The sequence below is a fragment of the Prauserella flavalba genome, assembly GCF_003202235.1.
GTDB classification, from domain to species: domain Bacteria; phylum Actinomycetota; class Actinomycetes; order Mycobacteriales; family Pseudonocardiaceae; genus Prauserella_A; species Prauserella_A flavalba.
In genome coordinates, this window is record NZ_MASU01000008.1 from 236,179 (window position 1) to 250,852 (window position 14,674).

Consider the following 14,674-nt stretch of genomic DNA (forward strand, 5'->3'; position numbering starts at 1 on the left):
GTGAGGTACTTTTGCCCGGCTCACCTCTTCTGCCACACCAGTAGATCAGTCGGGGAAACCGTGTCTCAGGAGAACAGTTCGACCGAACCGCAGCCGGACGACGAGACCCGCCAGGAGGCGGAGACCACCGAGCCGACCGCACCCGCGTCCGCGGAGTCCGCCGAGTCCTCGGAGTTCTCCGCCGAACCGCCGGAGTCCGCAGTGGACTCCGGCCCGGACCGGCGGAAGCTGCGCAAGGCCGGGATCATCGCCGGTGCCGTCGTCGGCGGGCTCACGCTGCTCTACGGTCTCGACCTGCTGGTGTCCCAGGGCGACGTCGCCAGGGGGACGGTCGTGGCGGGCGTCGACGTCGCCGGCCTGAGCACCGAGGACGCCGAGCGGCTGTTGCGCACCGAGCTGGAACCCCGGCTCGCCGGGCCGGTCGAGCTGTCCGCCGAGGGCGCCTCGTACACCCTCGACCCGGGCTCCGTCGGCCTGCGGGTCGACTGGGCCGCGACCGTCGAGGAGGCCGCGCGGCAGCCGCTGAACCCGTTCACCCGGATCGCGTCGTTCTTCTCCAGCGACGACATCGGTGTGGTCTCCGCGGCCGATCCCCGGCGCTTCGACGCCGAGGTGGAGCGCCTGCGCGCCGCCATCGACCGGGACGCCGCCGAGGGCACGGTCCGCTTCGAGGGGCTCACCCCCGTGGCGCAGGACCCGAAGGAGGGCGTGAAGCTCGACGTCGCCGAGGCCCGCAGCCGGATCCTGCGGTACTGGCCCGCCGAGGGCACGCTGTCGCTGCCCGTGTCGACCCTCCCGGTGCGCAGCACCCCCGAGACCGTGCGCGCGGCGCTGGAGGAGATCGCCACCCCCGCGGTGTCCGGGCCCGTGACGGTGCGCGGCGAGGGCAGGGATGCGGTGCTGGCGCCCGAGGCGATCGCGGCGGCACTGAAGTTCTCCGCCCGCGAGGACGGCTCGCTCGCCCCTCGCATCGAGCGGAAGGCCGTCGTCGACGCCGTCGGCGCCGAGCTCGCCCCCACCGAGGAACGCGGCCGCGACGCCCGGTTCGTCTTCGCGGGCGGCTCCGTGCGCATCGAGCCGTCCGTGCACGGCCGCGGCATCGACTGGGACAAGACCCTGGCCGGCCTGCCCGGCGTGCTGAAGCAGCGCGGCGAGCGCGCGATCACCGCCACGTACGCGGCGCAGCCCGCGGCGCTCACCACCGAGCAGGCCGAGCGGCTGGGCATCAAGGAGGTCATCGGCGAGTTCACCACCGAGGGCTTCGCCTACGACTCCGGCATCAACATCCGCACGGTCGCCGAGGAGGTCGACGGTGCGGTCGTGAAACCGGGGGAGACGTTCAGCCTCAACGGGTTCACCGGCCCCCGCGGGCTCGAGCAGGGCTACGTCGCCGCGGGCGTGATCTCCAACGGCGTGCCGGGCCGCGCGGTCGGCGGCGGCATCTCGCAGTTCGCGACCACGCTCTACAACGCCGCGTACTTCGCCGGGATGAAGGACACCGAGCACAAGGAGCACAGCTACTACATCAGCCGCTACCCGGAGGGCCGCGAGGCCACCGTGTACCAGAACCCGGACGGCTCCAGCGTCATCGACCTGAAGTTCACCAACGACTCCGAGACCGGCGTGGTGATCCAGACCATCTGGACCGAGTCGGACATCACCGTGCGGCTGTGGGGCACCAAGCGCTACGACGTCGAGTCCGTCACCGGCGAGCGCTTCGGCTACACCTCGCCACCGGTGCAGGTGGAGCCGATCGAGACGTGCTCTCCGAGCAGCGGCGCCAGCGGCTTCAGCGTCACCGACACCCGCATCCTCCGCGACGCCGCCACGGGCCAGGAGGTCCGGCGCGAGCCGCGCACGGTCGTCTACAACCCGCAGCCCGCCATCGTCTGCGAGGAACCCGAACCGGAGCCGGAACCCGAGCCCGAGCCGCGTCCGTCGCCGGAACCGGACGACGGCGGGCAGGCGGAGACCGAGCAGCCACCGTCCACCCCGGACGATGCCGAGGGGCTGCTTCCCGGTGACTCTCAGGCCTCCACGCAGTAGACCGTGAACGCCGAGCGGATCACCGGCTGCGCGACGTTGCGCACCCGGACGCCGCCCGGTGTCACGCCGCGCTCGCAGCCGGCGTGGGCGTGGCCATGCACCGCGAGATGTGTGCCGGTGGCGTCCACGGCCTCGCCGAGCTGATAGGCGCCCAGGAACGGGTAGATCTCCAGCGGCTCGCCGTGCAGCGTGTCCGGCACCGGCGAGTAGTGCATGAGCGCCACGCGGATGTCGCACGACAGCGAGCCCAGTGCGGACTGGAGCTTGCCCGCGATCTCGATGGTGTGCCCGACGAACGCCTTCATCTCGGGCTCGCCAAACGCGCTCGCGCAGCGGCCCTCGAACCCGCCGCCGAAACCCTTCACCCCGGCCACGCCGAGCCGGTGCCCGTCCACGGGCAGCACCACGCCGTCGCCCTCCAGCACCTGGATGCCGCCCTCGGACAGCGCCTCGGTGACCTCGGGCACGGCGTCGCCGTGATGGTCGTGGTTGCCGAGCACGGCGAGCACCGGCACGCCGACGTCCCGGAACTCGGTGGCGACCACGCGCGCCTCCTCGGGGGTGCCGTGCCGGGTCAGGTCGCCCGCGAGCAGCAGGACGTCCGCGTGCTCGGGCAGGTGTTCCAGCGCGGGCCGTAGCCTGCCCTGGGCTTCCGGGCCGAGGTGCACGTCGCCGACGGCCGCGATGCGGATCATCGGAGCACCTCCGGCGCGCCCGGCTCGCCCGCCTCGACCACGTCGACGTCGTTGTGGACGGTCAGCGTGGGTTCCCTCTCCTGTGCCACGCGATTCAGCTCCTCCTTGCACTGCTGCGACGAGACGGTTCCGCACAGGTACACGTGCGCGCCCTTCACGATCACCTGGATGCCGAGCTCCGCGGTGCGCGGATCCTCCGCGAGCGCTCTGCGGATCCTCGCCGCGATGTACTCTGGTGCCTCGCCGCTACCCGGGTTCAGCATCGGACACTCCTTTCACACCGAGATCGGTGAGCAGGCCGAGACAGGCCCGCGCGTACGGCGAGCCGGCGGTCTCGCGCTCCACCCGCGCCCAGTCGACCTGCTCGCGCAGCGCCCTCGCGATCGGCAGCAGCGGCGTCAGGTCACAGCGGTGCGGGCCCAGCACGAGCAGCTTGTCGACGATCACGTCGGTGGCGGGCAGCACCGGCGCCGCCGTGGCGCCGACCCGCAGCTCGTCGCAGCTGTCGAGCAGCTCGGGCGTCACGGGGCGCTGGTTGGGCCTGAAGATGAGGTCCACGAGGCAGTCGCCGTCGTACACCTTGGTGAGCCAGTCCTCCGGCGGGTCCGCGGCACGCATGCCCTCCGCGATGAGCGCCTTGCGCGCGACGCCGGCGTCCTGCTCGGTGACGAAGATGTCCACGTCGTGGTCGGAGGCGGGGCCCCCGCGCGCGTACACCGCGCAGCCCCCGGCGAGCGCGAACCGCAGCCCGGCGGCCTTCAGCGTGTTCACCACCCTGGTGATGGTGCGCAGCAGCTGTTCCTGGTCGACCTCCATCGTGTTCGGTTACCCGGTCGGCTCGTGGGTATGCGCCGCGTGGAGGTGATGCACCGATGGCACAACCGAACCCGATCCAGATGCAGAAGTACCTGGCCGGAGTGGACTACCCGTGCTCGAGGGACGACCTCGTGGAGCACGCCAGGAGCAAGGGCGCGGACGACGACGTGCTGGAGCACCTTCGTTCCCTGCCCGAGCGCACCTACGACGGGCCGAACGCGGTGAGCGCGGAGTACTCCAAGACCTGACCCGGGCGGACCTTCGCGGCGGGGCGGTCACGTTTATGGCGGACGCCGGCGGACCACCCTCGCCGCAGGAGGTGTGCCATGACCGATCTCGCCGTTGAACTCGACCTGCCCGCCGCCGGCCCCGACGAGCCGAACGCCATCCGCATCGACAGCCCGCTCGACGGGGGGCTCGTCGGCCGGGTCGCGAAGGCGAGCAGGCAGGACGTCGCCGGCGCGGTCGCCACCGCACGCGGGGCACGCGCGCTGTGGGCGGGAGCTCCCGCCGCGGAACGGGGAGCCGCCCTGCGCTCGGCGGCGGCCGCGATCCGGGACCGGGCCGAGGACCTCGCCCGGGTGAACGAGGCCGAGACCGGCCGTCCCGCCGCCGACGCGAAGGACGGCGTGCTCGCGGGGGCGGGCACGCTGGAGCAGTACGCCGAACTGGGGCCCGTGCACCGGGGGAGAAGCCTGCTCGGCGACCCGGGGGCGACCGACCTCATGGTGCCCGAGCCGCGGGGCGTCGCGGCGGTGCTCACGCCGTGGAACGACCCGGTGGCCGTGGCGTGCGGCCTGCTCGGCGCCGCACTGGCCACCGGCAACACCGTGGTGCACAAGCCGAGCGAGCGGTGCCCGCACACGGGCCTGCTGCTCGGCGAGCTGATCACCCCGTACCTGCCCGAGGGCGTGCTGACGTGCCTGGCCGGTGACGGCGAGGTGGGCGCCTGGCTCGCCGGCAGCGACGGCGTCGACCTCATCGCGCACGTCGGCAGCACCGAGGCCGGGCGGGCCATCGCCGGGGCCGCGGCGCGGACCGGCGCGAAGGTGCTGCTGGAGAACGGGGGCAACGACCCGCTGCTCGTCGACGGCGACGTGGACCCCGCGTGGGCGGCGGAGCAGGCCGCGACCGGCGCGTTCGGCAACAGCGGCCAGATCTGCGTCGCGGTGGAGCGGATCTACGTGCACCGCGCGCTCGCCGGGCCGTTCGTCGAGGCGCTGACAGCGGAGGCCGAGCGGCTCGGCCTGCTGCCGCTCGTGGACGTGCCGCACCGGGAGAAGGTGCACGGGCAGGTCGCCGACGCCGTGGCCGAGGGGGCACGATTGTGCGCGGGCGGCGTGGTCCCCGAGGGCCCCGGTGCGCGATACCCGGCGACGGTGCTGGCCGACTGCGCGCCCGGCCTGGCGATCCTGCGGGAGGAGACGTTCGGGCCGGTGGCCCCCGTGTGCGTGGTCGACGACTTCGAGGCCGGGCTCCGTGCGGCGGGCGAGGACCGCTACGGCCTCGCGGCGACGGTGCTGACCCGCTCGATGGAGCACGCGCAGCGGGCGTGGCGCGCCCTGCCGGTGGGCACGGTGAAGGTCAACGCCGTGTTCGGCGGCGCGCCGGGCGGCGCGGCCCAGCCGAGGGGCGCCAGCGGCCAGGGCTTCGGCTACGGCCCGGAACTCCTCGACGAGATGACCACCACCAAGGTGGTCCACGTCGAACCAGCCCCCTGAGCCCCTGACTGAACGCCCCCCAAGGCCACCTTGGTTGCGTTGAACGCAACAAAGGTGGCCTTGGGGGCGGTGGGCGCCGCCGCGAAGGGGGGTCGCGGCGTCTGTGGGCCGGTCAACCCGGGTCAGCGGGCGAAGAGGCCCACCAGGTTGCCCTTCGCCAGGGTGTGCCCGGACACGGCGGCGTGCACGTCCTCGGCGCTCGCGCCCTCGCCGAGCCCGAGCGGGCGGTCGACGGCGTAGAGCCGGAAGAAGTACCGGTGCGCGTCGTCGCCGACCGGCGGCTGCGGGCCGCCCCAGCCCAGCTCGCCGAAGCCGTTGCGGCCCGGCGTCGCCCCGGACGGCAGGCGGCCCTCGTCGGCGCCGGTGCAGTCGGGCGCGAGCCCGGTGACGACCCAGTGGGTGAACGTCCCGCCCGGCGCGTCCGGGTCCTCACATACCAGTGCCAGCTCCTCGGTCCCGTCCGGCGGCCGCGACCACTCCAGCGGCGGCGAGACGTTGTCGCGGTGGTGGGCGTAGCGGTCGGGGATCAGCGTGTGGTCGGTGAACGCCGCGCTGCGCAGCTCCAGCTCTCCCTCGGCGGGCCCCGGCGGGTTGCCCTCGGCGTCGAGGGCCGGGTCGCCCGGCTGGTGCCCTCGGTGCCCTTCGGACCCGGCGCCCGGTCGGGGTAGCCCGGCGCGCGTGCGGAGCGCTCGCTTCCCTGGTCCGGCATGGTTCCTCCTTTCCCCATCGGCCCAGGAGTTACCGGCACCGGGGGAGGCAAACCTCAGCGCACCACCAGCGTGGTGTGCCCGCGGCGGGGCACCAGCTCGCCGATCACCGGCGCGCCGGGAATCTCGCCCGCGAGCAGCAGGCCGCCGGAGGTCTGCGCGTCGGCCAGCAGCAGCGCGGTCTCCTCGGCCACACCGAGGTCGGCGTGCGGGCGGACCCAGTCGAGGTTGCGGCGGCTGCCGCCCGGCACGAACCCGGCGCGCAGCGCCTCCCTCGCACCGTCCACGAAGGGCACCGCCTCCGCGTCGACCACCGCCGTGACGCCGCTGGCCCGCGCCAGCTTGTGCAGGTGACCCAGCAACCCGAAACCGGTCACGTCGGTCGCGCACGTGATGCCCGCGGCCACGGCGGCGCTCGCCGCGGTGTCGTTGAGCGTGGTCATCACCTCGATCGCCTGCTCGAAGCGTTCGGCGGTCGCCTTGTGCCGCGCGTTCAGCACCCCGAGCCCGAGCGGCTTCGTCAGCGACAGTGGCAGCCCCGCGCGGCCGGAGTCGTTGCGCAGCAGGCGATCCGGGTCGGCGACACCGGTGACCGCGAGGCCGTACTTGGGTTCCGGGTCGTCCACGCTGTGCCCGCCCGCGAGGTGGCAGCCCGCGCTCGCGCACACCTCCTTGCCGCCGCGCAGCGCCTCGGCCGCCAGCTCGAACGGCAACGTCTCACGCGGCCAGCACAGCAGGTTCACCGCCACCACCGGCCGCCCGCCCATCGCGTAGACGTCCGACAGCGCGTTCGCCGCCGCGATCCGGCCCCAGTCATAGGGATCGTCGACGACGGGCGTGAAGAAGTCGGTGGTGGCGATCAGCGCCTGCCCGCCCTCGATGCGGACCGCGGCGGCGTCGTCGCCGTCGTCGAGACCGACGAGCAGCTCCCCGTGCGGCTTCTCGGGACCGGGGCCGGCCAGCCCGCGAACCACGTCCTCGAGCTCGCCGGGCGGGATCTTGCAGGCGCAGCCGCCGCCGTGCGCGTACTGAGTGAGTCGGTAAGCCATGCCACCCATGCTCGCGCTGCGGGCGCCGGCGCGCCTTGCGAAGATGACGGCATGTCCCAGGGAGGCGCTTCCGGCCTGGTGACCGGCGCGGTCTTCAAAACCGTGGAACGGCAGGCACTGTCGTTGGCGGGTTCGATTCCCGTTCGCCTCCGCCGAGGCGTGGGGGCGCCGCCATGACCGACCCGCGGCGGCGCATCCCGCGCACCGACACCCTGCTCGCCGAGCCGAGGCTCGCGAAGGCGGCGGCCGAGCTCGGGCCCGCGCTGGTGAAAGCGGCCGTCATCGCCGCGCAGAACCGCGCCCGTGCCGGGGAGATCGCGCCCGAGGACGTCGCCGAGGAGGCCGTCGCCGCACTGCCCGCCACGGCCTCGTCGCTGCGGCCCGTGCTCAACGCCACCGGCGTGGTGGTGCACACCAACCTCGGCCGCGCCCCGCTGTCCGCGGCCGCGCTCGACGCCGTGCGCGCCGCGGGCGGCAGTACCGACGTCGAGTTCGATCTCGGCACCGGGCAGCGCGCCGGGCGGGGCCGCGGGGCGCTCGCCGCGCTCGCCGAGGCCGTGCCAGGGGCCGGCGCCGTGCACGTGGTCAACAACAACGCCGCCGCGCTCCTGCTCTGCGCACTCGCCCTGGCGCAGGGCAGGGAGATCGTGGTCAGCAGGGGTGAGCTCGTCGAGATCGGCGACGGCTTCCGGATCCCGGAACTGCTGGAGTCGGCCGGGGCGCGGCTGCGCGAGGTTGGCACCACCAATCGCACCACCGCCCGCGACTACGCCGGGGCCGTCGGCCCGGAGACGGGGTTCGTGCTGAAGGTGCACCCGTCCAACTTCCGCGTCAGCGGCTTCACCGCCGAGGCCGGGCTCGCCGAGCTCGCCGAGCTTGGCGTCCCGGTGGTCGCGGACATCGGCTCCGGGCTGCTGCGCCCCGATCCGCTGCTGCCGGACGAGCCGGACGCCACCACGGCGCTGCGTGCCGGCGCCTCGCTCGTCACCGCCAGCGGAGACAAGCTCCTCGGCGGCCCGCAGGCGGGGCTGCTGCTCGGGGAGCCCGGCCTCGTGGAGCGCCTGCGCCGCCATCCCGCCGCGCGGGCGCTGCGCGTCGGCAAACTGACACTGGCGGCACTGGAGGCGACCCTGCGCGGCCCGGTGCCGCCGGTGCGCGCCGCCCTCGACGCGGACCCGGAAGCCCTGCGGGAGCGCGCGGAGCGCCTCGCCGCCGAGCTGCGCGAGGCGGGGGCCGACGCCGTCGCCGTGGACGCGCGGGCCGCAGTGGGCGGCGGCGGGGCGCCGGGTGTGGAACTGCGCAGCGCCGCGGTCAGCCTGCCCGAGTCGTACGCGCGCCGCCTGCGGCTCGGCGACCCGGCCGTGGCAGGGCGGGTCGAGCGCGGCCGGTGCCTGCTCGACCTCCGGACCGTCGCGCCCGCCGACGACCGGCTCCTGCGGGAGGCCGTGGCACGATGCACGTCCTAGCCACCGCGGGGCACGTCGACCACGGCAAGTCCACTCTCGTGCGTGCCCTCACCGGCATGGAGCCCGACCGGCTCGCCGAGGAGCGGCGCCGTGGCCTCACCATCGACCTCGGCTTCGCCTGGACCGAGCTCGACGGCGAGGTGCTGGCGTTCGTCGACGTGCCCGGCCACGAACGGTTCGTGCCCAACATGCTCGCCGGAGCGGGGCCGGTCGCCGCGGCGATGTTCGTGGTCGCCGCCGACGAGGGCTGGCAGGCGCAGTCGGGCGAGCACCTCGCCGCGCTCGACGCCTTCGGCGTGCGGCACGGGCTGCTGGTGGTCACCAAGGCCGATCGCGCCGATCCCGCACCGGTGCTGGCCTCGGCGCGGGAGCGCCTCGCGGCGACCACACTGGGCGACGTGCCCGCCGTCGCCGTCAGCGGCCGCACCGGCGAGGGATTGCCGGTGCTGCGGCAGGAACTCCTCGCGCTGGTCCGCCGCCTGCCCGCGCCCGCGCGCACCGCGGAGGTGCGCCTGTGGGCCGACCGCGCGTTCACCGTGCGCGGTGCCGGCACCGTCGTCACCGGAACCCTCGGCGCCGGAACCCTGCGCGCCGGTGACGAGCTGCTGCTCGCTGGGACCGGCGAGCGCGTGGTGGTGCGCGGCCTGCAGTCGCTCGGTGAGGCCCGCGAGGAGGTCGCCGCGGTCGCGCGGGTCGCGGTGAACCTGCGTGGCGTCGACCGCGACCGGGTGCGGCGCGGCGACGCGCTCGTCACACCGGGTGCGTGGGAGAACACGCGGGAGATCGACGTGCGGCTGCGCGGCGACAAGGCCGCCGACCTGCACCGCCAGCTGGTGCTGCACGTCGGCGCCGCGGCCGTGCCGTGCCGGGTTCGTCCACTGGGGACGGACACGGCCCGGCTCGCGCTCGCGAGCCCGCTGCCGTTGCGGGCCGGGGACACCGGGTTGCTGCGTGATCCCGGCGAGCACCGGGTCCCCGCCGGAGCCGAGGTGCTGGACCCCGCACCGCCCCCGCTGCGCCGCCGGGGCGCGGCGACCGCGCGGGCACACGAGCTGGGGCGCGGCGACCTCGCCGCGGCCCACGTGCGCCGCCACGGCGCCGTGCCGCTCGCGCGGCTGCGGGCGCTCGGCTGGGAGCCCGCCGGTGTGACGGTGGGGGAGTGGGCGGTCGACGCGGACCTGCTCGCCGCCCTGCCCGCGCGGGCGGCCGAGGCCGTCGAGTCGTTCACCGCGGCCGATCCGCTCGCGGCCGGGATGCCCGCCGACGCGCTGCGGCGGGCACTCGGGGTACCCGCGGCGTTGTTGCCCGCCGCGCTGGAGGGTACCGGGCTGACCGTCCACGACGGACTCGTGCTGCGCCCGGAGCGGGAGGGCAGCCTGCCGGAATCCGTCGGCCGCGCCGTCGCCGCGCTGCTGCGCAGCCTCGCGGAGGAACCGTTCCGCGCGCCCGAGGCCGGCGACCTCGCCGCACTCGGCCTTGGCCCGAAGGAGCTGGCCGCCGCCGAGCGCGCGGGCAGGCTGCTGCGGCTCACCGAGACGATCGTGCTCGCGCCGGACGCGCTGCGGCACGCGGAGCGGGTGCTGGGCGGGCTCGCCGAGCCGTTCACGGTGAGCGAGGCGCGGCGCGCCCTGGGCACCACGCGGCGCGTCGCCGTGCCGCTGCTGGAACGCCTCGACGCCGAGGGGGTCACGGCGCGGGACGCCGACGGCGCCCGCCGCCTCCGCGTCCCCCGTGGCCGGCCGCAGTGAAGGCCACCATGCCTGCGCTGAACGCAGTGAAGGTGGCCTTCACTGCGGTCGGGGCTAGGGCGTGTTTTATAAGCGAGGTAGCCACTCGTTGATCGCGGCGATGTGGACTGTCGTTTCGTAGCGGACCGCGAGCTTGTCATATCGAGTGGCCACAGCTCGGTTACGTTTGAGGCGGTTGATCCCGCATTCGACCGCGTGGCGCTGCGTGTAGGTGTGCGGGTCGAACGCGGGTGGTCGACCACCCGCCCGTCCACGCTTGCGGCGATGCCGGATTTGATCGGCGGGCTGGGGAATCGTGCACGCGATCCCGCGCTTGCGCAGGTAGGCCCGGTTAGCTCGGGAGCTGTAGGCCTTGTCCGCCAGCACCCGATCCGGTCGGGTCCGGGCTCGCCCACCACCAACTCGGGCGACCCGGATTCCGGCCAGCACCGCCTCGAACTGCGGGCTGTCCCCCCACTGCCCTGCGGTCACCAGCAAGGACAGCGGCCTCTGCCCCTGCTCGGTCGCCAGATGCAGCTTGGTAGTCCATCCACCCCGAGACCGGCCCAACGCGTGATCGGCTGGCTCGGGCTCACCCACCCCACCCGGCGGTTCCTGCTGAAGGTCACCATCGGACCGCGCGCCCGCCGCATGCTGATGCGCTCGGTTGATCGTGGAATCCACGCTCACGTCCCACGTGATCACCCCGGCTCCATCGGCTCTGGCCTGCAACGCCGCCAGGATTACCGCCCACACGCCAGCGCGCTGCCAGCGCCGGAACAGCCCGTAGACCGTCTGCCAGCACCCATACACCGGTGGGACATCGCGCCAGGGAGCGCCCACACGCACCCGCCACCGGATTCCGTCAAGAAGTTGACGCTTGGTCCATTTCGGTGGGCGACCCGGCTTCTGTCCCACCGGCAGCAGCGGTTCCAGCACCGCCCACTGCGCGTCGGTCAGGTCGGCTCGCCCCGTCGCCGCTACGCTGGCCACGAGGTCTCCGGTGTTCTCGATCTACTTGGTCGTTGATCGATCTACCGGAGACCTCGACTATCTGACCTCTGACACGCCGTGATCACCACGCTGACCAGAAACTTTCCAGATCAGCGCATTAAAACAGGCGCTAGACGTGGTCGCGGGGGACGGTGGTGTCCCAGTCGCGGGACACGACCCGCTGGCCGCCTTCGTAGGCGTCGAGCCGCGCGTGCACGTGGAACTCCGTGGGCGTGCAGGTGAGCGTGGTCGACGTCGTGGTCTCCACATCCCAGTCACCGCGCGCGAACCGCATCGTCCAGTCGACGCTGCCGCGCACCGACTGGAAGTCGTCGCGCACCCATTCGTACCTCTCGTAGGCGTTGCGGTGCACGTCGAGGCCGATGTCCTCGAACCGGACCACGCCGAGGTCCTTCACCACCTCCAGCGCCGAGTGGTAGTCCACGAGATCCCGCGACACCGTCCACCGCCCGTCGCCGGGGCGCACGCGCGTGGTGGTGATCGGCGGCGCGCCCTCCGGCTCGCCGAACCGCGTGGGCACGCACTCGTCCTCCCTCGGCGGGCGCACCGGCAGCTCCAGCGTGCTGCTTCCGGCGAACACGCTCAGCCGCACCGGTTCCGGCGGCGGCCACGCGAGCGGCCAGTACGACGTGGAGATCGCGAGCCGGATCCGGTGCCCCGCCGGAAACGCCTGCGCCACGCCGTTGAGCGCCACCCGCACCCGGTAGCGCTGCCCTGGCACCAGCGGCTCCGGACGGTCGTGCCCGTCCCGGTGGGCCAGGTTGAGCAGGCCGTAGCTCACGCGCGTGGCCCTGCCGTCCGGCGCCACGTCGGACAGGCGCACGGCCACCATCGCGCACTCCCGGTCGGCGGCGAGGTCCAGCTCCGCCACCGGCGCGCCGAGGATCTCGCGGCGCTCGCGCAGCGGCTCGCTGTCGAACACGAGCGAGCCGCCGTCCTCCTCGCGCTGGTCGTAGGGCAGGTCGGGCGGTGCGTTGTAGGAGCACCACTTGCCCGCGAACTGGCCGACCGACAGCGGTGACTCCACGCTCAGCTCGCGTTCCGGTTCGGCGGCGCCATCGGTGGAGATCCGCTGGGGCAGCAGTGTGAGCCGCAGCGGGTCGACATGCGGTGACGGCCAGCTCGGCTCACCGATCCAGCGGCCGGGCCGTTCCTCGTAGGCCGTGGAAGGGCGCACGCTCTCCTGCATCCAGATCCGCAGCATCGGCTCGTCCAGCACACCGTTGTCGTCGCCCTTGAGCCAGTGGTCCCACCACCGCACCAGCTCCTGCAGGAAGCCGATCGCCGGGCCGGGCTCGCCGAGGTGCGGGTACTTGTGCGACCACGGCCCGATGAGGCCCTGCCTCGGCACGTCGAGCTCGGCGAGCAGCCGGAAGACGGAGTTCGAATAGCCGTCGGCCCAGCCGCTGACCGCCAGCACGGGACAGCCGACCGCCACGTAGTCCTCGCACACCGACGCGTGCCGCCAGTAATCGTCCCGCCGCTGGTGCCGCAGCCATTCGATCAGCCAGGGTTCGTTGTGCCGCAGGCGGTGCAGCCACATGTCCCGCCAGCGTTCACCCACGACGGCCGGGTCGGGCGGGCACGAGTTGTACGCGAACATCGTCGACGCCCACGACAGGTTGTCCGAGAGCAGGCAGCCGCCCATGTAGTGCACGTCGTCGGCGTACCGGTCGTCACTGGAGCTGAGTGTCGCGATGGCGCCGAGGCCGGGCGGGCGCCGCGCGGCGAGCTGCAGCGCGTTGAACCCGCCCCACGAGATGCCCATCATGCCGGTGTTGCCGTCGCACCACGGCTGCCCGGCCAGCCACGCCAGCACCTCCTCGCCGTCGGCGAGCTCCTGCTCCAGGTACTCGTCGGCGAGGATGCCGTCGGAGTCGCCGCTGCCGCGCAGGTCCACGCGTACGGCGGCGTAGCCGTGCCCGGCGAGGTAGGGGTGGTGCACCGAGTCCCGCTGTGCGGTGAGGTCGCGCCTGCGGTAGGGGATGAACTCCAGGATCGCGGGCACGGGGTGGTCGTCCGCCGACACGGGTCGCCAGATCCGGGCCGAGAGCCGTGCGCCGTCGGACATCGGGATCCAGACGCAGTCGTCCTCGCGCACCTCGTACGGCAGTGAGGTCACCGTCCGCAACAACGCCTCCTAGTCGTCGGCTCGCTCCTCGATCTCGAACGGCAGCGCCTCCACGCACCGTTCGTACTTCGCGGTCAGCTCCGCCTGGTCGTCGGCTCCGATGTGGAGGTCGGCCAGCTCGTAGCTGTAGCTGTCGGCCGCGTACTGTGCGGACAGCCGCGCGCCCTCCTCGGTGGTCAGGTCGATCGAGACGCCGGGCACCTCACGCTCGATCCGCTCGACCTCCTCCGCTGTGGGCACGCGGCGCACGACGCCGTCGGTGAACCGGCGCAGGAAGCACTTGGCGGCCAGCGCGTACCGGCCCTCGCGCTGCGGCATCCGCGGGTCGCGGCCGAGCGCGAGGCTCACCATGCAGTGCAGGTTGGACACGCCGTCCACGTGCTCGAACAGCCGCGCGTGGGACTGCGACAGCCGTGGGTTGATCTCCAGCACCCACACGCGGGCGGCGTCCTCGTCCACGAAGAACTCGATGTCGAACGTCGTGGCCGTCAGCCCGAGCCGCGTGCAGAGCCGTTTCGAGATGTCCGTGACCTGCTCTTGCACGGGCGCGGGCAGGGTCGAGGGGTACTGGTAGCGCAGGAAACTCGAACTGTCCGGATAGGACACCGAGTCGACGACGCCGTACACGTGCGGCTCGCCGTCGACACTGTAGCCCTCGACGGTGATCTGCGCACCGCCGACGGCTTCCTCGGCCAGGCACGCCCGCGCGCCCGCCTCGGCGATCTCCGGTGGCGGATCCAGCCTGGCGAGGACGGCGTCGAACGGGCCGGAGACGTCGTCGATGCCCTCCCGGATCGTGTGCACGGCTTCGGCGAGCGCCTCGTCACCGTCCACTTCGAACGCCAGCTTGGACGAGGCCGACTTCACCGGCTTGAGCCACACCGGGTAGCGCAGCCCCTCCGGCAGTGCGGGCTCGCCGTCGAGGTCGACGAGCCCGAACCGGGGGTACTCGTCGATCACCGCGCGCTGTTCCAGCCTGCTCCAGTACTTGTGCTCGCACTTGGCGATGGACTCCAGGCTCGGGCACGGCAGCCCCCTCGGCTCGCACAGAGCCGGAACCAAAGACGTCACCGGGAAGTCCCAGTACCCCGTGATCGCGTGCACCGGCCCATCGAACGCGTCGAGCTCCCGGTTCGCCCTGTCGAGCAGCCGCTCGTAGTCGGTGTCGCCGATCCGCATCGCGCCGACGTCCAGCAGACCGTGGAACCGGTAGTTCTCCGCGCCGGGCAGCCGTTCGAGCACCTCGCGGTTCGCGTCGTCGAGTCCGAGGACGAAGATGTTCTCGGGCACGGCTGCCTTCCT

General features: G+C 73.5%; 12 protein-coding genes, 1 tRNA gene and 1 pseudogene. 6 read left to right on the top strand and 8 right to left on the bottom strand.

Annotation, left to right across the window (positions count from 1 at the left end):
• Positions 1 to 60 precede the first annotated feature (60 nt).
• Entirely contained in the window at positions 61 to 2,046 is a 1,986-nt protein-coding gene (locus BA062_RS21520) for a VanW family protein (protein WP_245959930.1), read from the top strand.
• Here the strand turns inward: BA062_RS21520 and BA062_RS21525 are convergent.
• Genes BA062_RS21525 through BA062_RS21535 form a run of 3 tightly spaced genes read right to left on the bottom strand, consistent with a single transcriptional unit; the run spans position 2,028 to position 3,557 of the window.
• Positions 2,028 to 2,741, bottom strand: coding sequence for a metallophosphoesterase family protein (locus BA062_RS21525; protein ID WP_110339491.1), 714 nt, complete (start codon positions 2,739 to 2,741; stop codon positions 2,028 to 2,030). The genes BA062_RS21520 and BA062_RS21525 overlap by 19 nt on opposite strands.
• The gene (locus tag BA062_RS21530; RefSeq protein WP_110339492.1) at positions 2,738 to 3,004 is read right to left on the bottom strand and encodes a BON domain-containing protein; all 267 of its coding nucleotides are present in this window, start codon (positions 3,002 to 3,004) and stop codon (positions 2,738 to 2,740) included. The genes BA062_RS21525 and BA062_RS21530 overlap by 4 nt, the downstream gene beginning before the upstream one ends.
• Complete coding sequence (locus tag BA062_RS21535) at positions 2,988 to 3,557, bottom strand: nucleotidyltransferase family protein (RefSeq protein WP_110339493.1); 570 nt, start codon at positions 3,555 to 3,557, stop codon at positions 2,988 to 2,990. The genes BA062_RS21530 and BA062_RS21535 overlap by 17 nt, the downstream gene beginning before the upstream one ends.
• Positions 3,558 to 3,613: 56 nt before the next feature.
• Between BA062_RS21535 and BA062_RS21540 the strand changes: the two genes are divergently transcribed.
• A complete protein-coding gene (locus tag BA062_RS21540; RefSeq protein WP_110339494.1) occupies positions 3,614 to 3,805 on the top strand; it encodes a DUF2795 domain-containing protein in 192 nt (63 codons plus the stop codon).
• Between the two features lie 78 nt (positions 3,806 to 3,883).
• Positions 3,884 to 5,278 (top strand): aldehyde dehydrogenase family protein, encoded by a 1,395-nt coding sequence (locus tag BA062_RS21545; RefSeq protein ID WP_110339495.1) that lies wholly within the window; start codon positions 3,884 to 3,886, stop codon positions 5,276 to 5,278.
• A gap of 122 nt (positions 5,279 to 5,400) precedes the next feature.
• Here BA062_RS21545 and BA062_RS21550 read toward each other — a convergent pair.
• Together BA062_RS21550 and selD are read right to left on the bottom strand one after the other, a co-directional pair.
• Positions 5,401 to 5,987, bottom strand: a pseudogene (locus BA062_RS21550) (YbhB/YbcL family Raf kinase inhibitor-like protein).
• A 54-nt stretch (positions 5,988 to 6,041) separates the two neighbouring features.
• The gene (gene selD, locus BA062_RS21555; RefSeq protein WP_110339496.1) at positions 6,042 to 7,034 is read right to left on the bottom strand and encodes a selenide, water dikinase SelD; all 993 of its coding nucleotides are present in this window, start codon (positions 7,032 to 7,034) and stop codon (positions 6,042 to 6,044) included.
• A 60-nt stretch (positions 7,035 to 7,094) separates the two neighbouring features.
• On the opposite strand from selD, the gene BA062_RS21560 reads away from it, so the two are divergent.
• From BA062_RS21560 to selB, 3 genes are all read left to right on the top strand, one after another.
• A tRNA-Sec gene (locus BA062_RS21560) sits at positions 7,095 to 7,186 on the top strand.
• A gap of 21 nt (positions 7,187 to 7,207) precedes the next feature.
• Complete coding sequence (gene selA / locus BA062_RS21565; RefSeq protein ID WP_110339497.1) at positions 7,208 to 8,500, top strand: L-seryl-tRNA(Sec) selenium transferase; 1,293 nt, start codon at positions 7,208 to 7,210, stop codon at positions 8,498 to 8,500.
• Positions 8,488 to 10,248, top strand: a complete 1,761-nt coding sequence (gene selB / locus BA062_RS21570; RefSeq protein ID WP_110339499.1) for a selenocysteine-specific translation elongation factor — start codon at positions 8,488 to 8,490, stop codon at positions 10,246 to 10,248. Before selA ends, selB begins: the two co-directional genes overlap by 13 nt.
• 66 nt (positions 10,249 to 10,314) lie before the next feature.
• On the opposite strand, the gene BA062_RS21575 is transcribed toward selB, so the two are convergent.
• The 3 genes from BA062_RS21575 to BA062_RS21585 form a co-directional block, all read right to left on the bottom strand.
• Complete coding sequence (locus BA062_RS21575) at positions 10,315 to 11,220, bottom strand: IS5 family transposase (protein ID WP_110339501.1); 906 nt, start codon at positions 11,218 to 11,220, stop codon at positions 10,315 to 10,317.
• A gap of 130 nt (positions 11,221 to 11,350) precedes the next feature.
• Positions 11,351 to 13,372, bottom strand: a complete 2,022-nt coding sequence (locus tag BA062_RS21580) for a CocE/NonD family hydrolase (RefSeq protein WP_110339503.1) — start codon at positions 13,370 to 13,372, stop codon at positions 11,351 to 11,353.
• 9 nt (positions 13,373 to 13,381) lie between these two features.
• Positions 13,382 to 14,662 carry an ATP-grasp domain-containing protein gene (locus BA062_RS21585; RefSeq protein ID WP_110339505.1) on the bottom strand — a complete coding sequence of 427 codons (1,281 nt, stop codon included), beginning with the start codon at positions 14,660 to 14,662 and terminating at the stop codon, positions 13,382 to 13,384.
• Positions 14,663 to 14,674: the final 12 nt, after the last annotated feature.